13 protein-coding genes are annotated in these 18,623 nt (G+C 73.8%); 10 read left to right on the top strand and 3 right to left on the bottom strand.

Annotation, left to right across the window (positions count from 1 at the left end; translation table 11 throughout):
* Positions 1-133: 133 nt before the first annotated feature.
* Both pknB and QOZ89_RS00010 read right to left on the bottom strand, forming a co-directional pair.
* Positions 134-2,161, bottom strand: coding sequence for a Stk1 family PASTA domain-containing Ser/Thr kinase (pknB, locus tag QOZ89_RS00005; RefSeq protein ID WP_312622582.1), 2,028 nt, complete (start codon positions 2,159-2,161; stop codon positions 134-136).
* 15 nt (positions 2,162-2,176) lie between these two features.
* Positions 2,177-3,409: a LysM peptidoglycan-binding domain-containing protein gene (locus tag QOZ89_RS00010; protein ID WP_071049166.1), complete on the bottom strand. Its 1,233-nt coding sequence runs from the start codon at positions 3,407-3,409 to the stop codon at positions 2,177-2,179.
* Positions 3,410-3,662: 253 nt separating this feature from the next.
* Between QOZ89_RS00010 and QOZ89_RS00015 the strand changes: the two genes are divergently transcribed.
* The 9 genes from QOZ89_RS00015 to QOZ89_RS00055 all read left to right on the top strand — a co-directional run bounded on the left by QOZ89_RS00015 (position 3,663) and on the right by QOZ89_RS00055 (position 11,991).
* Positions 3,663-4,505 carry a thiazole synthase gene (locus tag QOZ89_RS00015; protein ID WP_312622844.1) on the top strand — a complete coding sequence of 281 codons (843 nt, stop codon included), beginning with the start codon at positions 3,663-3,665 and terminating at the stop codon, positions 4,503-4,505.
* Positions 4,502-5,644 carry a 2-iminoacetate synthase ThiH gene (thiH, locus tag QOZ89_RS00020; protein ID WP_312622586.1) on the top strand — a complete coding sequence of 381 codons (1,143 nt, stop codon included), beginning with the start codon at positions 4,502-4,504 and terminating at the stop codon, positions 5,642-5,644. The genes QOZ89_RS00015 and thiH overlap by 4 nt, the downstream gene beginning before the upstream one ends.
* Before the next feature lie 99 nt (positions 5,645-5,743).
* Positions 5,744-7,060 carry an NAD(P)/FAD-dependent oxidoreductase gene (locus QOZ89_RS00025; protein ID WP_071049170.1) on the top strand — a complete coding sequence of 439 codons (1,317 nt, stop codon included), beginning with the start codon at positions 5,744-5,746 and terminating at the stop codon, positions 7,058-7,060.
* Positions 7,061-7,425: 365 nt separating this feature from the next.
* Positions 7,426-9,078 (top strand): Gfo/Idh/MocA family protein, encoded by a 1,653-nt coding sequence (locus QOZ89_RS00030; RefSeq protein WP_312622588.1) that lies wholly within the window; start codon positions 7,426-7,428, stop codon positions 9,076-9,078.
* 621 nt (positions 9,079-9,699) lie between these two features.
* Positions 9,700-10,017 carry an Rv2175c family DNA-binding protein gene (locus QOZ89_RS00035; protein WP_241841762.1) on the top strand — a complete coding sequence of 106 codons (318 nt, stop codon included), beginning with the start codon at positions 9,700-9,702 and terminating at the stop codon, positions 10,015-10,017.
* Between the two features lie 50 nt (positions 10,018-10,067).
* Positions 10,068-10,292: a sulfur carrier protein ThiS gene (thiS, locus tag QOZ89_RS00040; RefSeq protein WP_312622592.1), complete on the top strand. Its 225-nt coding sequence runs from the start codon at positions 10,068-10,070 to the stop codon at positions 10,290-10,292.
* Positions 10,285-10,986, top strand: coding sequence for a thiamine phosphate synthase (gene thiE, locus QOZ89_RS00045; protein WP_312622593.1), 702 nt, complete (start codon positions 10,285-10,287; stop codon positions 10,984-10,986). The genes thiS and thiE overlap by 8 nt, the downstream gene beginning before the upstream one ends.
* Before the next feature lie 40 nt (positions 10,987-11,026).
* Entirely contained in the window at positions 11,027-11,596 is a 570-nt protein-coding gene (locus tag QOZ89_RS48160; protein WP_312622594.1) for a lycopene cyclase domain-containing protein, read from the top strand.
* Positions 11,593-11,991, top strand: coding sequence for a lycopene cyclase domain-containing protein (locus QOZ89_RS00055; RefSeq protein ID WP_083418704.1), 399 nt, complete (start codon positions 11,593-11,595; stop codon positions 11,989-11,991). Before QOZ89_RS48160 ends, QOZ89_RS00055 begins: the two co-directional genes overlap by 4 nt.
* Here QOZ89_RS00055 and QOZ89_RS00060 read toward each other — a convergent pair.
* Complete coding sequence (locus QOZ89_RS00060; protein WP_312622596.1) at positions 11,897-18,142, bottom strand: WD40 domain-containing protein; 6,246 nt, start codon at positions 18,140-18,142, stop codon at positions 11,897-11,899. The two genes, QOZ89_RS00055 and QOZ89_RS00060, sit on opposite strands and share 95 nt — an antisense overlap.
* A gap of 177 nt (positions 18,143-18,319) precedes the next feature.
* Here QOZ89_RS00060 and QOZ89_RS00065 point away from each other — a divergent pair, with 177 nt between their 5' ends.
* Complete coding sequence (locus QOZ89_RS00065; protein ID WP_071049176.1) at positions 18,320-18,532, top strand: hypothetical protein; 213 nt, start codon at positions 18,320-18,322, stop codon at positions 18,530-18,532.
* Positions 18,533-18,623: the final 91 nt, after the last annotated feature.

An 18,623-nucleotide genomic window follows, 5' to 3' on the forward strand; every position in this document is an offset into this window, starting at 1 on the left:
ACCGTGGCCGGGCCGCAGCGAGGTCGCCGTAGCGCCCGTGAGCGGAGGAGGACGGCGCGCGGAGGTCCCGTGGGAGCGAAGCGAGTACGGGGCCGGAGCGCGCCGCCCGGACGGAGCGAACCATCAACACAGTTCAGCCCATCGTGACGTGGATGGTCGTGCCACGCTCGACGGACGTGCCGGCCGGCGGGTTGGTCGACTTGACCTTCCGCCCGAAGAACCAGTTCTGGATGTCGGCCTCGAGCCCGGCGTTCTGGAGGATCGACTGCGCCTGCTCGGTCGACTTGCCCTTCAGGTTCGGCACCGTGACCATGACGCCGGAGCCGTCACCGCCTCCGGCGACGACCGAGACGAACAGCGTCACGGTGCCGCCGGGGTTGAGCTGCTGGCCCGGGTCGGGTGAGGTGCGCACGACCTTGTCCTTGGCGAACGCGCCGCTGGTGTCGATGTCCCGTTGGACCGTGAACCCGAGCTCCTCCAGCTCGGCCTTCGCGTCGTCGTAGGTCGTGCCGACGAGGTCCTCCGGGACGGTCCTGGCGGCCGGACCACTGCTGACCAGCAGCGTGACCTGGGTGCCTGGGTCGACCTTGGTGCCCGCCTGCGGGTCGGTCCCGATGATCTTGTCTTTCTCGACGTCGTCGCTGGGCTGCTGCCGCAGGCCAGCGAACCCCAGGTTCATCGACTGGAGCTTGGCCTGCGCGGCCGCCTGCGACTGGCCCTTCAGGTTAGGGATGGCGACCTGCTCTGGCCCGAGCGACAGGATGATCGTGACGGTGTCGCCGGGGTTGACCTTCGTGCTGCCGCTGGGCGAGTAGTCGGCGACCTTGTCCTTGGGCACGGTCGAGCTGTGGACGGGCGTACCGTACGTCCACTTCAGGCCGCCCGACCTCAGCTCGGCCTCGGCGTCCGTCTTGGTCAGTCCCGTCAGCAGCGGCACCTCGGCGCCGCCACCGCCACCCAGCATCGCCTTCGCCCCGACGATCAGGAGGATCAGCACGACTACCACGGCAAGCACCGCATATGCCCACGCCGGCGGGCGGAAGCCGCCGATACCGCCACCACGGTGGCCGGATGCCTGGTTTCCGTAGGCCGGCGCCCCGCCCCGGCCGCCGGCGGCGGCGCGGTGACCGCCGCCGCGCCCGGCCGGCGCGGGGGTGAAGCCCGGCGTGTCGAGGTAGCCGTCCATCTCGTCCTCGCCGGGACGGGGCTCGATGCGGGTGGGCGGGTAACGGTCCGCCAGCCCGGCGGCGGGCGGGTAGTCAGCCTGGTAGGGAGCCGCCGCCCCGGCGGGGCCGGGGTCCGTGATGAAGGGCAGCACGCGGCGTACCTCGTCGAGCAGCGCGACGCCGTCAGACGGGCGCTGGTCGGGCTGGCGGGCGGTGGACCGCAGCACCAGGTCGTCAAGCTCGGGCTCGACGCCGCCGACGATCGTCGACGGCGCCGGGATCTCGCTGTGGACCGACTGGTAGGCCACTGACATCGGGGTGGCGCCGGTGTGCGGAAGCTGGCCGGTCAGCATCTCGAACAGCACGACGCCGGCCGCGTACACGTCGCTGCGGTAGTCCGCGACGCCGTGGGTGACCTGCTCGGGCGCGAGATACCCGACGGTCCCCATCACCACGCCCTGGGTCAACGCGGCCGTCGGCTGGGTGATCGGGCGGGCGAGGCCGAAGTCGGCCACCTTCACCTGGCCGTCGTCCCCGAGCAGGATGTTCTCCGGCTTGATGTCGCGGTGGATGATGCCGGCCAGGTGCGCGGCGGCCAGCGCCTCGGCGACGGCTTCCATGATGTCTATCGCCTCGTAGGGCGCGAGCCGCCCTTGCGCACCTAGATGCTGGCGCAACGACCGGCCGCGTACCAGCTCCATGACGAGGTAGTTCAGGACGCCGACCGGAGTCTGGGCCGCGCCCTGGTCCATGACCTGTACGACCCGCGGGGAGTTCAGCCGGGCGACGGCCCGGGCCTCCCGGTGGAACCGGGCGACAAAGTCCGGTTCGTGCATGAGGTTCGGATGCATCACCTTCAGGGCGACCATCCGGTCCAGCCGGTTGTCGTGCGCGATGTAGACGCTCGCCATGCCGCCGACGGCCAGCCGCTCCTGCGCCGTGTACCGGCCGTCCAGCAGGCGACCGATGACGGGGTCCGCGACCGTGGCATCCACGCCGCCAGTTTACGATTAAGGGGCTTCGGCGAAGTGCGCCCGTCTCGCGATCACCTTACCGACATACTCCTGGGTATCCGGAAAGAAACCGTACCGTCGCACCGAGTCAAGACCTTGGTAGTAGCTGCCGACCGCCGTCGGGACATCCCCCGACGTCTCTACCAGCAGGAACCGCAGGAACCCCACCCCGCCCGCGATGTTGTCGGCCGGGTCCGACCGGTCGACCGGCCGGTCGAGCACGGTGGCGATCCAGTGCGCGGTGCGCGGCATCAGCTGCATGACGCCGACCGCCCCGACCTGGCTGACCGCCGTCGGGTCGAACCCGCTCTCGACGGAGGCGACCGCGAGCGCGAGCGCCGGGTCGACGCCCTGGCGGGCCGCCTCCGTCCGGATCACCTGCTGGGTCTGGTCCATGGCGGAGGCGGCCGGCTGCGCGTCGTCCGGCGCACTCCAGCCGGTCTCGGCCGACGTGGCCGCTGAGCTCGTCGAGGCCGTCGAACTCGTCGTGACCGTTGAATTCGTCGTGACTGTTGAGTTCGTCGTGACTGTCGAATTGGTCGTGACTGTTGAGCTCGTCGTGACTGCCGAGTCTGTCGTGACCGTCGAGCTCGACGTCGCCGCGGACGGCGCGACGCCACCACCCGGCGCGACGGGCGCGGGGGTGCTGGCGGAGAGGGCGACGGCCGGCGCGCCGGCCTGGCCCGGGTCCGGAATGACCAGCAGGATCTGGCCGATCCGCAGGCCGTCGTCGGGGCCGAGCCCGTTGCGGGCCGCGAGGTCGGCGACGCTGGTGCCCGCCCGGGCGGCCAGCGCCGACAGCGACTCACCCGGCTGGACGACGTAGCCGCCGGGGGGCCGAAACGGCTGGCATGCCTCCGCGGGCAAACTGGGCGCACAGTCCGTGGCCACCTCCGGCTGGGCCACCGCCGCGGCCCCGGCCGCCCCCACCGCCTCGGAGTGGGAGCCCGGCAGGTAGAGCAGTTCGCCCGCCCGTAGCTCGTCGTCCGACAGGCCGTTCATCGTCCTGATCCGCTCGACGGTCGTCCCGTGCCGCGCGGCCAGCGACCACAGCGAGTCGCCGGGGCTGACCTCGTACGGCCCCCACCCGCCGGCCGCCGCACCGCAGGCGGCAGCGACGACGAGCGCGCTGGCCAGCATCCCGGCTCCCCGGACCGTGGCCCGGCTCGGCCGTGGGACCCGGGCTGGGAAGGCGGCGCGCGCCAGGATGGTCGGGCGTCGTGCTGGCATCCGCATTCCTCCGGTGTCGGTCGACAAGGACCGACAGTGACGGAGTGGACGCACAACAGCAAGATCATCCTTGTCTGGGTGCGGGGTCCACGCGGTGCACCGCTTCGCTCGGCGCGAGCCTGCTGGCGAATGTGGGACATACAATCCGTGCGGACCCGGGGAGCCCGCATAAGGCGGGCTGAGAGGCCGACCAGCAACCGTCGGCGACCCGTCGACCCGATCGCGGTCATGCGCGCGTGGGGAGGGAAAAGTGGTGGCAGCACCTGGGACGGCGCCGGTCAGGCTCACCGAGCTCGAGGACGAGCCGCTGCGGATCGACGGGCGGGCGTTCACCAGCCGGCTCATGGTCGGCACGGGGAAGTTTGGCAGTCACACGCTGATGCGGGACAGCCTCATCGCCAGCGGGGCCGAGATCGTCACGGTCGCGCTGCGCCGGGTGGATCTCGCCCGGGCCGGCGAGGGCGACGTGCTCGACTTCGTCCCGCCGGGGGTGACGCTGCTGCCGAACACCTCCGGCGCCGTCACCGCCGAGGAGGCGTACCGGCTCGCCCGGCTCGGCCGGGCCGCGACCGGCAGCCCGCTCGTCAAGCTCGAGGTCACCCCCGACCCGCGCACGCTCGCGCCGGACCCGGTGGAGACGCTGCGCGCCGCCGAGCTGCTGGTCGCCGATGGGTTCACCGTGCTGCCGTACTGCCCGGCCGACCCGGTGCTCGCCCGCCGGCTGGAGGAGGCTGGCTGCGCGACGGTCATGCCGCTCGGCAGCTGGATCGGCTCCAACCGCGGCCTGCGCACCCGGGACGCCCTGGAAGTGATCATCGAGGCGGCCGGCGTGCCGGTCGTCGTCGACGCAGGCCTGGGCGTCCCCTCCGACGCCGCCGAGGCGATGGAGATCGGCGCGTCCGCCGTCCTCGTCAACACCGCGATCGCGGTCGCGAGCAACCCGGTGACGATGGCCCGCGCGTTCGCGCTCGCGACCGTCGCCGGCCGGCTCGGCTACCTCGCCGGCCGCGGCGCCCTCAGCGTGCCGACCAGGGCCGAGGCGTCCTCACCGCTCACGGGCTTCCTCGGCGCGCGGCCCGGGGGCGTCGCCTCGTGAGCGCCCCGCCGGGGGAGTTCGCGGCGGTCCTCGCCGGCCTTGACCTGCCGGGGCTCGCCGCCACCGGGCTGCTCGCCGACGACGCCGCCGTGACCGGTGTGCTCGCGACCGCCCGCGCCGGCGGCCGGCTCGGCCTCGCCGACCTCGCCGTCCTGCTCTCCCCGGCCGCGACCGGCCGGATCGAGGAGCTGGCGCACGCCGCCCGCGAGGCGACGCTGCGCCGCTTCGGCCGCGCCGTGCGGCTGTTCGCGCCGCTGTACGTCTCGAACGCCTGCCTGTCGTCCTGCACGTACTGCGGCTTCTCCAAGGGGCTGCCGGTCGTGCGCCGGACGCTGTCCGTCGACGAGACCGCGGCCGAGGCGCGCCTGCTGGCCGAGCGCGGCTTCCGCCACCTGCTGCTGGTCTCCGGCGAGCACCGGGTCGAGGTCTCCGCCGACTATCTCGTCGCCGTCGTCGAACGGCTCGCCCCGCTGTTCCCGGCGATCTCGATCGAGACCCAGACCTGGTCGGACGACACCTACGCCCGGCTCGTCGCGGCCGGGCTCGTCGGGGCGGTCCACTACCAGGAGACCTACGACCGGTCCCGGTACCGCGAGGTGCACGTCGCCGGCTGGAAGCGGGACTTCGACCGCCGGCTGTCGTCGTTCGAGCGCGCCGGCGCCGCCGGCGTGCGCCGCCTGGGCCTCGGCGTACTGCTCGGCCTCGCCGTCGACTGGCGGGCCGACGTGCTCGCGCTCGCCGCGCACGCGACGTTCCTGTCCCGCCGGTTCTGGCGCACGGAGATCACGGCGGCGCTGCCGCGGATCCGGCCGAACGCGGCCGGCTTCCCGCCCGTGGTCGTCGTCGGTGATGCCGAGTTCGTGCAGGCGCACGCCGCGCTGCGGCTCTACGAGCCTGACCTGGACCTGTCGCTGTCCACCCGCGAGCCGGTGGCGATGCGCGACGGGCTGGTCCACATCGCGGTGACCACGATGAGCGCGGGCTCGTCCACCGAGCCAGGCGGTTACGGGACGCCCGGCAGTGCGCAGGAACAGTTCTCGATCAGTGACGAACGCCCCCCGGACGCTGTCGCGGCCATGCTCGTCGACGCCGGCTACGACCCGGTCTGGAAGGACGCCTTCCCGCTCGTCGCAACCTGACCAGCAAGGTCACCACACGACGGCGCGCGGACGCCGCCGAGTGTGATCTGGTGAATCTGGTAGGGGCTTCAAAGCGTGGTGCTCCGATAGCCTGCGGCCATGGAACATGTTGTGGTGGTGGGCGCCGGGCTGGCCGGCGGCCGGACCGTCGTCGAGCTGCGCGAGCAGGGGTACACCGGCCGGATCACCCTGATCGGGGCGGAGGAGCACCCGCCCTACGACCGTCCGCCGCTGTCGAAGGCCGTGCTGACCGGCCGCACCGACAGCACCCACCTGCCATACGGGCTGCACGACCTGGACGGCGTCGAGCTGCTGCTCGGCCGGCAGGCGACCGGCCTGGAGCCCGGTGTGGTCCATACGGACGCGGGCCCCGTCGGCTACGACGGCCTGGTGATCGCCAGCGGCTCGGCGCCGATCCGGCTGCCTGGCGCGCCCAGCCAGCGGGTGCTGCGCACCATCGACGACTCGCTCTCGTTGCGCAAGGCGCTGCGTCCCGGGCTGCGGCTCGTCATCGTCGGCGCCGGCTGGATCGGCGCCGAGGTCGCGACGGTCGCCGCCAAGCAGGGCGCCGAGGTGACCGTCGTCGAGGGCGGCGGCTTCCCGCTCGCGCCACTCGGCGTCGAGGTCGGCGGCCACGCCGTCCACTGGTACGAGGAGGCCGGCGTCACGCTCCGCGTCGACGCCATGGTCGACAAGATCGGTGATGCCGGGCTGCTGCTCGTGGGCGGCGAGTTCATCCCGGCCGACGAGATCGTCGTCGGCGTCGGTGTGCGGCCCGACGTCGCCTGGCTGGGCGGGTCGCTGGCCGTCGAGCGGGGGATCGTCACCGACGAGCACCTGCTGGCCACCTGGGCGAAGAAGGCGCCACAATCGTCTTCCGTTGCGTCTTCGGAGCCCCTTCAGCCGACATCGGCCCCCGGCGTGGCCGGGGTGCAGGGCGCCGCGCCGGTGATCGCCGTCGGTGACTGCGCTGCCTGGTGGTCGCTGCGCTACGGCACGCGGATGCACGTCGAGCACTGGGACAGCGCCCAGGGCGCGCCCGCCGTCGCCGCCAGCACCCTGCTCGGCCTCGCCGCCGGCCAGGCCGTCGCGGACCTGCCCGTCTACAACCCGGTGCCGTACTTCTGGTCGGAGCAGTTTGGCCGGATGGTGCAGTTCGCCGGCCTGCCGGCGGACGACGCCCACCTGGTGTTCCGTGGCGACCCGGCCGCGCGCAGGGCGCCGGACGCGAAGAAGGCGCCCGGCTGGTCGGCCGGCTGGTTCGCCCCGGACGGCACGCTCACCGCGCTGGTGACGGTGGCGCGCCCGATCGACATGGTCGCCGGCCGCCGCCTGCTGACCGCCGCCGCCCGCCCCGACCAGGCCCAGTTCGCTGACCCCGCCGTCCCCCTGAAGTCCTTCGTGGCCGATTCCTGAAGTCCGTCGTGGCCGAATCGATCGGTGGCCCAGCCGGGGACCGCCTGGCACCCGGCCGATCGTCTCCTGTCCGAGGCTGTCCGGGGTTCGGTGGTGCCCCTGCCGCAAATCGGTTCATGACCAGATCTCATGGCGCGCGACGGCCGTCGCGGCGCGTGCCAGCCGCGATGGTCCGCCGGCGGGACCGTCCTGTCACTGGCCGTCGTGACGGTGCGTGGTGGCGGTGGCAATTCGTCGCTGGTCGTGGGCTTGCCGGTGCCGGTGGTCAGGTAGTGGGTCGGGTCGACTAGCTGGACGTTCGGGTCGATCGGCCGTATAGCACCCGTTGGCAGGCGGATGGGGTCCTGTCACTAGAGTCTGGCGCTGTGCCGCGCATTCACCTGGTCTCCAACCTGCCCGGGGTGAGCGCCCTCGGTGATCACCTCCGGGCCGCCGGGCTCGGGCCCACCTCGGCCCGCTCCGCCGATGCCCTGCTGGTCCTCATCGACCGGCCGCTGGACTCCGTCGAGCAGGAGCTCCTCGACCGTGCGCGGCAGTCGGTGCCGGTGCTGCTCGCGGGACCGACCGTGCGCGCGCTGCCATCCGACAGCCCGCTGGTCGAGGCCTCCGGGCTCATCCCCGGCCACACCACGCCCACGCATGAGCTGCGGGTGACGGTCGGGCCGAACGGCGCGGAGGTCGCCGCCCGGATGGACGACTTCCGGCCGGTGGACAGCTGGGTCGTCCCCGACAAGATCGCCGACGACGTCGAACGACTGCTGCTCGTCCAGCAGGGGACGGCCGAGTTCCCGGTCTGCACCTGGCGGCCGTCGACCGGCCTGGGGATGTTCACCCTCGGCTCGACCGCGAGCACGCTCGCCGACCCCGTCTACCATCGGCTGGTCGGCCGCTGGCTGCGCCACACCCTCGGCGTCCGCGACGCGGCACCCATCGGTGTCGGACTGCTCGGCGAGCCGGGGATGCCGGCCGCCCACCAGACGGCCGTCGAGGCCACCGAGGGCCTGAACCTGGTCGCGGTGAGCGGCACCGGCCGCGTCGGCGGCGGTCGGTCCGGCGAGAGCCAGGCACGCTCCTACGACGAGCCCGACAGCCTGATCGCCGACGCCGACGTCCGCCTCGTCGTCATCGGGACCCCGAACAACACCCGCGCGCAGTGGGCCTCCCGGGCGCTGGAGGCCGGCAAGGACGTGGTCATCCCGTCCCCGTTCGCGCTGTCCACCCAGGAAGCCGACGACCTGGCGCTGCTCGCCGCCGCCCGCTCGTCGCTGCTCGCGATGTACTCGGAGCGCCGCGAGGACCCGGCGTACCAGAGCCTGCGCGCGGCCGTGCGCCGCGGCGCCATCGGCGACATCCTTTCGGTCGAGGTCATCCACGGCGCGTACAACAGGCCGCCCGGTGGCTGGCACGACGACGAGCGCGCCAGCGGCGGCCTCATCCACGACCGCGCCGCCGCCCACCTCGACTGGGTGCTCGACCTGGTCGACGAGCCGGTCGAGTGGGTCACCGCCACCGCCCACAAGCGGGTCTGGCACCACGTGACCAACGCCGACCACGCCCGCGTCCTGCTGCGCTTCGCCAACGGCGCCGAGGCGCAGGTGACGGTCTCCGACCTGCTCGCGGTGCCCACCACCCGGCTGCACGTGCTCGGCTCCACCGGTTCCGTGTTCGGCGACGACCTGGCGACGGCCGCCCTCGCTACGGGCGGCGCCGCCGAGACGGCGCCGGCGGACGGGTGGGCACGGGCCGGCGGCCGGCACGCGGGCCGGACCGGCGAGAGGGCCCCGTCCGCCGCGCTGTCGGCTGGACCGCTCACGGTGGTATCCCACGACGGCACCAGAACCCGCCTTCCACTCCCGGCGGGCGCCCCTTACCCGTTCTACCGGGACCTCGCAGACGCGCTCCTGTCCGGCTGGCCACTCGCCTCCTACCGGGTGGAGACCGCCCGCAAGGTCGTCGCCGTCGCGGAGGCCGCCACCCGCTCCGCGGGCGGAGGCGGCGTCCAGATCGGCCCCGCCTAAGGCGGCGTTCGGGCCGGGGTTCCTGCCGGATCGGTGGAGCTTGCGGAGCCGATCTGGGAGGTCCGGGACGCGCCGCCCGCCTCGGGCGCCTAGGGGCGCCCTCCCCGCCTGGTTCCGGGGTTGGTGCGTATGGCGGTGGTGGGCCTGGTTCCGGGCGGAGGATGTGGCTGGCAGACCTCCCAGATCGGCTCCGCCGATCCGGCAGGGACCCCGGGCGCTGCGCTGAAGGCGCCGTCACCTGCTCTTGCTGAGGCGCGCTGAACTGGCCTGTGGCTGGGTCTGCGCTGAGGCGCCGTCACGTCTCGGGGCTGGTTTGCGCGCGTCGCTTACCAGGATGGCATCGCTCACCAGGTGGCGTGACGTCGGAGCTCATGGGATTGGCCCTGAGGTCGGGCGCGGAACGTCCTCCCGTCGTGGTTCTGGGCACAGGCGTGTGACGGTGGCTGGTGTGATTTCGCGCTGATGACGTGGCTGAGTTGGCGCCGTGCTGATGTGCCGTCGCTGGCTGTGGCTGGGGCGCGTGGACAGATCGTCAGCCGCTTCCGCCTGCCTGACTCCGGGCGCGAGGTCAGTCTTGAGGACACCTCCCGGTCGTGTTTACTTTCGACCATGGACAACTGGTTGCCGCTGCCCGATGTCGCCGAGGCGATGGGGGTCCCGATCACGCGGGTGCGCCAGCTCGTGCGGGAGGGCAGCCTGCTCGCCCGCCGCCAGGAGGACGGCATACTGCGGGTCCCAGCCGGCTTCATCCAGGACGGCCAGGTCACGAAGGGCCTGCCCGGCACGCTGACGCTGCTCGCCGACGCCGGCTACTCGCAGGAGGAGGCCATCGACTGGCTGCTGCGCGAGGACCCGAGCCTTCCCGGCACCCCGCTGGACGCGCTTCGCGAGAACCGAGGCAGGGAGGTCAAGCGCCGCGCCCAGGCCCTCGGCTTCTGACGCGGCGGGCAGGAGACGGCCGTGCGGATGCAGCGCGTAGGGTCCAGGGTGTGGTTGATCCGTCTGTGGTCGCGGTGGCCGTCGTCGTGAACGGCCAGGAGCGGCAGGTGCCGGCGGGGCAGCCGCTCGCCGAGCTGCTCGCCGACCTGGGCCTGCGGGCCGGGTCGGTGGTGGTCGAGTACAACGGCGAGGCGCTCACCGCCGCGCAGCGCCGGGACGTGCGGCTGCGCGCCGGCGACCGGCTCGAGCTCGTCCGGGCGGTCGCCGGTGGATGACACGGCGGAGCGGGTGGCGCGGCTGGCGGATGCCCGGCTCTACCTGTGCACACCCCGCCAGCCTGACTTCGATGCCTTCCTCGACGGTGTGCTCGCCCCGCCCGGCGCCAGCACCGGCTCTGGCGGCGCGGCCGCGCCGGGCGTCGACCTGATCCAGCTCCGGGAGAAGGGTCTGGAGTGGCGGGAGGAGGCCGCGGCGCTGGAGCGCATGCTCGCCGCCGGCCGCCGCCACGGCGCGCTGGTCAGCGGAAACGACCGGGCCGACCTGGCCTCGGTGCTCGGCGTCGACATCCTGCACGTCGGCCAGGACGACATCCCACCGGCCGTCGCGCGCCGCCTCCTCGGCCCCGACGTGATCCTTGGCTTGTCGACGCATGACGAACGGCAGCTCGAGGCCGCGCTCGCCGACCAGGATGTCGACTACTTCTGCGTCGGCCCGGTCTGGCCGACACCGACGAAGGAGGGCCGTCCCGGGGTGGGCCTGCGGCTCCTGGCCGCGGCCGTCGCCGCCGCCCCGCCGTTCGCGCCCGGTTCGAAGCCGTGGTTCGCGATCGGCGGGATCGACGAGGAACGCCTCGACGCGGTGCTCGACGTTGGCGCGCGCCGCGCCGTCGTCGTCCGCGCCATCACCGGCGCCCCCGACCCGGCCGCCGCGTCCGCTGCCCTCGCCGCCCGCCTGCGCGCCGCCGGCTAGCCCGGCGCCCGCCCAGCCTCGCAGCGTCCGGTCGGTTCTGGTGCGCCACCTCGGCTACCTCGCGGTCCTCGCGGCCTGCCTGCTCGGAACCGCGCCGCTGGAGGTGTTCCTGCGCACCCGGGTCTACGCCCGGTGGCGCCGGCTGGTGCGCACCCTCGTCCCGGTGCTGGTCGTCTTCGTCGGCTGGGACCTGTACGCGATCGCGCGCGGCCAGTGGACGTTCGACGCGCGCGGCATCACCGGGGTGCGGCTGCCGGGCGGGATCCCGCTGGAGGAGGTGCTGTTCTTCGTCGTCGTGCCGATCTGCGCGGTCCTCACCCTGGAGGCCGTCCGCGCCCGCCGCCGTGACTGGTCCGTCGGCGACGAGCCCCCGCCGCCCGAACCCGGCCCCCCCAGCCCACCCGGGCCACCCGGGCCACCCGGGCCACCCGAGTCAGCCGTCGCGCCGCGGCCGCCATCGCATGATCGGCGGGTCTGTACCGGAATCCGAACAGACCGGGAGTCGGAGCTCGGATCCGGGTACACATCCGGTGATCATGCGACGGGACGTGATCGTGATCGGTGGAGCCGTGGCGGGCGCTGGCGAGGACGGGAACCGGGGGCCGGATGAGCTACACGGCGCTCGCGTGCACCGGTGTGCTGGCCGCCGTGCTGGCGGACGCGCTCGTGTTCCGGGTGCGGCTGGTGCGGCGGCGGGCGTTCTGGGTCGCCTACGCGATCATCGTTGTCTGCCAGCTGGTGACGAACGGGATCCTCACCGGGTTCGGCATCGTGCGCTACGACTCCGCCACGATCCTCGGCCCGCGGGTCGTGTGCGCTCCCGTCGAGGACCTGCTGTTCGGCTTCGCCCTCGTCCTGTGGACCCTCGACTGGTGGGTCTGGTGGGGCCGCCGCGACCGCCATCGCCGCGTCAGGGCGCCGGGGGAATCGGCGCGTCGAGAGGGAGCCGGCGGATCCACGGCAGATATGGGGTCAGCTCGTCCGGGTCGAAACGGCAGAGCCTGATCGACCACGAGAATCCGCTCCCACCCTCGGCGGTCCGTTCCTCGGAGCTCTTGTACGCGCCGTCGGGGAACAACGCCGCCCAGTGGGCGCCCGACAGCCCGAGGAGCGTGGCCATCTCACGCCCGGCCGCGACGTCCCACAGCCGCGTGGTGCCATCGCCGCCGCCGGATACCAGCATGTCCCCCGCACTGGCCTCGGGGCCTGGGGGACCGTTCGCCACGGGACGCTCCGCCATGGCCGCGCGGCCCGGGGCGAACGCCAGCGACCGGATCACCTCGGTATGCCCGGCCAGCCGGCGGGTCTCAGCGCCAGAATCGGTGTCCCAGACGCGGATGATGCCGTCCTCGCCGCCAGACGCGACCAGCCGGCCGTCGGGCGAGAAGGCGACCGTCCTGACCCGACCGGTGTGGCCCACCAGCCGATGGCGCAGCTCGCCGCTCGCCGCGTCCCAGATCCGGACCGTGCCCGATCCGAACGCGCTCGCCAGAAGCTGGCCGTCGGGTGAGAACGCCACCGCGTTCACCTGGTCGGCGCGGTTGCCAAGCCGGCGCGCGGCGGGAGCGGTCCCCGACCCGCCCGACGGGCCAGGATCCGGTATCGCGTCCCAGAGGTGGACGGTGCCGGCGTCGGTGCCGGCCGCGAGTCGCTCGCCATCCGGCGAGAACGCCACCGAGAGCACCCGCAGGCCGTCGGCTCGCAACGTGGCGGTCGGCCGGCCGGTCCAGGGGTTCCACAGGCCGACCGTGCCGTCTGGATGCCCCACGGCGAGCAGTGTGGTGTCCGGGGAGAAAGCGACCGCGTTCGCCGGGGCTCGCCTCGTGTTCAGTTTGCGTGCCGGAGTGTCCAGGTCCGGCGGGCCGTCGCCCGACCGGGCGGCGGCGAGGTCGAAGATCCGCACCAGGCCGTCCTCGCCGCTGGCGGCCAGCAGCGTCGCGTCATCGGTCACGTCCATGCCATAGGTCCAGGCGCGCTCACCCGAGCCGACGTGGACCTGCCGTGCGGTCCGGGTGTCCCAGAGCCGCAGGGAACCGTCCTCGTTGGCCGAGGCGACCAGCGGCTGGTCCGGTACGAACACGGTCGAGACCACGTCGGTGGTGTGGCTGGCCAGCAACGTCCGGCCCGGCGGGGATCCGTCGGCGACCTTCCACAGCCGAACCGTTCCGTCCGCGCTGCCGGCGATCAGCGTCTCGCCGTCGGCGTCGACGAAATCCAGCGCGGCCAGCCAGCCGGTGCGTTCCCGCAGCGTCGCGCGCAGGCCACCTGTACGCGGGTCCCACACGCGGATCGTTCCGTCGGCGGCGCCGACCGCGAGCAGGGAGCTGGTCGCGTTGAACGCCAGGGTGCGGGCGAGGTGAGTGTCGCCGGGCAGCCGGGCCAGCTCACCGCCGGTAGCGAGGCTCCAGACCCGCGTCGTGTTCTCGCCGTCGTCGATCCAGGCCAGAAGCCGGCCGTCGGGCGAGAACCGCGATGCCCGGGCGCGCTGGTCCGGTGCGCCGAGCGCACCGGCGTCGCGGCGGGCACGCACGTCCCACAGGTGGACCTGGTCGCCGTAGGCCAACAGGGTCCCGTCCGGCGAGAAGCAGAGCGCCTTGACCCGATCCCGAGACCGGCGCAACGTCGCGATCCTCTCCCGGACGGTGAGGTCCCAGACGTACACCTCGCCGTCCCAGCAGCCGGCGGCCAGCAGCCGGCCCTCCGGGGAGAAAGCGAGCGACCGCACCCGGGAGGCGAGCCCGTCGAAGGTGGCGAGTTCCTCGGCCCCGGTGACGTCCCAGATCCGAACGCTGCCCGCGATGTCTCCGGCCGCGAGCAGAGAGCCGTCGGCGGAGAAGGCGACCGAGCGGATCCACTCGCCATGACCCCGCAGTACGGCGAGCGGCCGGCCGTCGGCGAGGTCCGAGAGGGCGACATGATGGCCGCTTCCATAGGCGATCAGGTCGTGCGCCGGCGAGATCGCCAGCGTCAGCCGGACGCCCGCGTCGATGATGACGTCGACGGGGTCACGGCCGGGCACGGCGGCGGCGGCGAGCTCGGGGTCCGCCCGCGACCGGTCCGGCGGGGTGGCGCCGAGCAGCGCGGCGCGTGCCCAGCGGCTGCCGGTGAGGACGGTGTCGGTCAGGTCGGTGTCGGCGAGGCGGGCCCGGCTCAGGTCGGCGTCGGTGAGGTTCGCGCCCGTCAGCCGCAGGCCGCGGGCGCGGACGCCGGTCAACCGTGCGTGGGTGAGGTCCGCGCCGTCGAGGGCGGTGTCGTCGAGGTTCGCGTCGGTGAGGTTGGCGCCCCTCAGGTCCGCGCCGGTCAGGTCGAGGCCGGCCAGGTCGGCACCCTCCAGATGGGCTCCGGCGAGCCGCGCGCCGCGGGCCACCGTCGGGTCGGCCCGCCGCGCGATCGTGAGGGCGTTCGCCCTGGCCGCCTGCCCGGAGTCCGGGTCGGCGAGCACGCGGCGCGCCCAGGCCGCCACCGCGTCGTCGCCGGAGACGCCGCGGACGAAATCGACCATGAGCGGGGACATCGCCCGCGCGGCCAGCACGTCCTCGCCGCCGGTCGGGTCGGGAGCGGTCCCGGCGGTCAGGCCGCCCGCGGCGGCGGCGGCGACCAGGTACTCCATCACCGACTGATGGATGAAGGTGAAGCCACCGTCCTCGGCGCGCACCAGGAGGCTGCCCGAGCCGACCATGTGCGCGGCCTGCCCGGAATCGAGCTGGCCGGCGTCGGCCCGGTCCGTCATCGCGTCGAGGGTCGCGCTGGTCGTCGCGGCCAGCTCCGAGAGGTTGATCATCTGATCAGTGGTGCGCCACAGCCGCAGCGCGAGCGCGGTGACGGCCTCCCGGCGCTCGTCCGCCGTGAGCGTCGGCCCGGCGCCCGGCGGGCGGGCCCGCTGTTCCTCGTGGCGGAGCCACTCGCCGATCAGCTCGCCGTACAGGTCCGCCGAACTGATCATTCCGGTCCTGGCCTGGACGGCGCGCAGCCGGTCGGTGTCCAGCGACGCGATGAAGCCCAGCATGCGCGGGTTGTGCGACAGCCCGAGCAGGTCGCGGATGTCGTGGATCAGCTTGAGGCGCTCACGGGCCCGCGCCGCGTCGCCGTGGTGCAGCCGGACGAGGAACTCCTCGATCTGCTGCTCGGTGAAGTCGCCCACCTCGGCGATCCGGCTCGCGGGCAGCAGCTCGACCCGGGCGCCGAGCGCGCCGCGGACCTGCCCGTGGGAGAGGAAGTGCTGGGTCCGGCTGGACACGACGATCTTCGCCTGGCCCTCGACGGCGTCGAGCAGCCGGCTGAGGTGCTCGGCCGCGGTCTCGTAGGTGACCCGCAACGCGAGTTCGTCGAACCCGTCGAACAGCAGTACCAGCCGGCCGCGGCGCAGCATGTACCGGAGCACCGACACGTCGACCCGCTGCTCGCCCGAGGCGACCAGATGGGCCGCGACCAGCTCGTCCACACTGTGCGCCTTCTCCATCGTGCGCAGGTCGATCAGCAGCGGGATCAGGTGCGGCCTGACCTGGGGGAGGGTGCGGGCCAGTTCGTGCAGGCAGAACGTCTTGCCCCGGCCGAAGTCACCCAGGATCAGCACGAACCGCGCCGAGTCCGCCGTCAGCCAGTCGACGATCTGCCCGAGCAGGTCCCCGCCGTCGTGGCCGGCCGGGCCGCGGCGCGGCGTCCCGCCGGACATCGTGCCATCCGCCGTGCCCGGGTCGGAGCTGCCTGGGCCGCCTTCGATCAGGCGGAACCGCTGCGGCAGGTAGAGCGCGGGCGGGTAGAGCCGGTCGGCCGCCAGCCGTTCGCTCTGGCGGCGCAGGTAGCCGCGCAGGTCCAGCAGGCCCTGGTACTCGACGAAGCTGCGCAGCCGCACGCCGCGTACGGCGGCATGGCGGACCAGCTCGTCCGGCGCCGGCAGCGGGCCCCCGTAGACGAGGTCCGAGGTCAGCTGCGGGTCGGTCGCCGCGTACTGGTGGTGCACGTGCTCGACGAACCGGTCGACGGCGCCCTCGTCGACGCCCTCCTCGGCGATCCCGACCGGCCGCTGCTCGAACACCGGCCCGTGCGGCACGGTGACCCGCAGGTACTCGGGCGTGACGCCGACGGGTGAGATGCGGGTGACCGTCGCGCCGGGGGACGAGAGCTCGGCGATCTCCGCGACTCGGTCGGCGAACGTCTCGCCGCGCCGGGTGCCGCGCGCGTCTTCGTTGGTAGGCGGGCCACCCACCCCGCGTTCACCGGTGCTTCGGCGGCCGCCGCCCGGCGGGTGACCGGAGGAGATTTCGCCGTCGGCGGCCGGTTGCCGCCGAGTCGGGCGGGGGAACGTCGCCGCGGCGTGTTCCCAGCGGGTCCGATAGGTGACTGTTCCTCCGGGGCCGACCTCGTCGGCGGGCCGCCAGGCGCCGGCGCGGCGGGAGAAGCGGCGGTCCAGCCTGGTCACCTCGCTGCGGCTGACCCGGACGAGCTGGTAGCGGACGGCGGCCTCGGCGGTCGGCACGGGGTGCGGCGGGTGCGCGCTGATCAGTGCTGTTCCGGAGCGCGGCAGCCGGGCCGGCGCCGCTGGCAACGGCCTGTTCGGCGCCGGCGCGCCATGCCCGTGCGCGGCGAGCAGGACGTTGAGATGGCCGCCGAGGATCAGGTCGGCGCCGTCGGCGTCCGCCGCCTTCGCCGAGTGCACCCGGTCGGCCGCGAGCGGCGGGTGGTGGCCGATGGCGACCCGGAACCAGCCGGCGCGTTCGTAGCCGGCGAGCCGGTCGGCGAACCAGCGAGCCTGCGCCTGGCCGACCTCGCCCCGGTCGTCCGCCGACCGGTGGCTCATCGTCATCGTCGAGTTCAGCCCCACGACGACGAGCCGCAGGTCCGGCATCGGGTAGAGGGTCCACTCCTGCCCTACGGCGAACGTCCGGTCGTCCAGCTCGCGGTAGAAGCCCGCGTGGAAGTCGACGAAGTGCCGCCACTTGCGCCAGTACGGCGGCGTCGGCTCGATCTCCTCGTCCTCGCAGGCGGCGAAGTAGGCGCGGGCCGCGGCGGCGCTCACGTCGCCGCGGCCGGGCACCAGGGCGATCCGGTGAACGGGCAGGCCCAGCCGCTCGGCCAGTCCCGCGAGCCGTGGCCCCGCCTGCTCGTATTCTCCGCGTCGACCTTCCACCGCGACCCCGGTGACGACCACCAGGTCCGGAGTGATCCCGGGGTTGGCGGCGAGCGCCGCGAGATCGTCAAGGAGCGCCGCGCCGTACGGGTCCTGGCCGGTGTCCGGCGCGTGGCCGGGACGTGGCGGCACGGCCAGGGCGGGCAGGTGCAGGAGCGTGATCGACGCCCGCTCGCCGCCGCGCGCCTCCGTGTGCTCGGCCGGCCCGGAGGCCGCCGGCGAGGTGGCGGGCCCGCCGACGGTGGAGCGTGACGGCGGTGGGCGGGTCCAGGCCGCGGGCGCGGCGGGCGCGGCCGGTGGCCGCTGGGACGACGGCGCCGGCGCCGGCCCCGGCCCCACGGTTGTCCGCCGCGCGAGCGCGGGCGGCATCGACGCCCGCGGGGCGGGCGGCAACGACGGTCGCGGCAGGCCCGGCGGCGCCGGTGGTGGGAGAGGCGGACCGGCTGGCCCTGGCAGAGACACGACGCCGTCGTCCGTGAGGAGCGCCAGATCGGGGCGGTCCGGCGCCGGGGTGCCGGATGTCGGCGACGGCCCCGGCGCCGGGGCTGGGAGGGCCATGGCGGCGCCGGTGGCCGGGAGCCTCAGCGTCGGAGCGGGCGGGGCGAGGTCGTAGCCGGGGAAGGGCGGTTCGTGACCCGGCTCGGGCGGGCCGGTATGCGGCTCCAGCAGCCCCCGCAGCACCGCCTGCGCGGCCGCGGCCTGGTCAAGACCGGCCAGCACGATCATGTTGATCGTGCCGAGAAGCGGCGGAAGTTCGCACGGCTCCACGAGCACCGGCAGGAGGAAACCGTCCCGGTCGTGCGCGATCCGCATCCCGGCCTGCCACTCCTCCCGCACCCAGGACGAGCGGTCGAGGTAGGACGGCGAGATCACCGCGATCATTCGGTCGGCGCGGGCGAGCGCGGCGTTTATCTGGTCGACGAAGTTCGCCCCGAGCGGGAACGAGCGCCGGTAGAAGGCGACCTCGTGGCCGGCGCTGCGCAGCACGTGGTCCAGCCACCTGCCCCACCGTTCGTCCGGCCCCGCCACGCTGAGAAAGATCCGCGCCGGGTCACCCGTTGGCGGACCAGTCTCTCCCCACACGTCCTGATGGTCCCAGAACCGGGTGCCCCGCAGAAGAAAACGGCGAATACACTCCCTCTTGACCGGTTGAGGCGATCGACAAGAATGGGACTCTCGCCCGATTGTCGGCGAAATGCGGTAGATGTGCGGGCGCTCCCGGTCGAGCCCGGGTTTACCGAGTCAGCCGGCGCGCCGGGGCCGCTCGGGGCGCTGCTGGCGGTTCCGATGACTCTGCTGGCCAAGGCCCTGCTCGTCGACGCCGACCCCGCGGCCCGGTGGCTGCGTCCGCTACCGGGCGACACGGCAGCCGAGGGCCTGACGGCTGACGTTGTGACATCCGCCCGCCCAGGAAGGTAGCCACCAGCCTGTCCGGCTGAGCCGGCCCGTCTGCGGCGAGACGGGCCAGCGGGTTGCCGTCTCCGGGTGGCCCCGAAGGCCGTGGTGATCT

The sequence above is a fragment of the Pseudofrankia coriaricola genome (genome assembly GCF_032027725.1).
Taxonomy (GTDB): Bacteria; Actinomycetota; Actinomycetes; order Frankiales; family Frankiaceae; genus Pseudofrankia.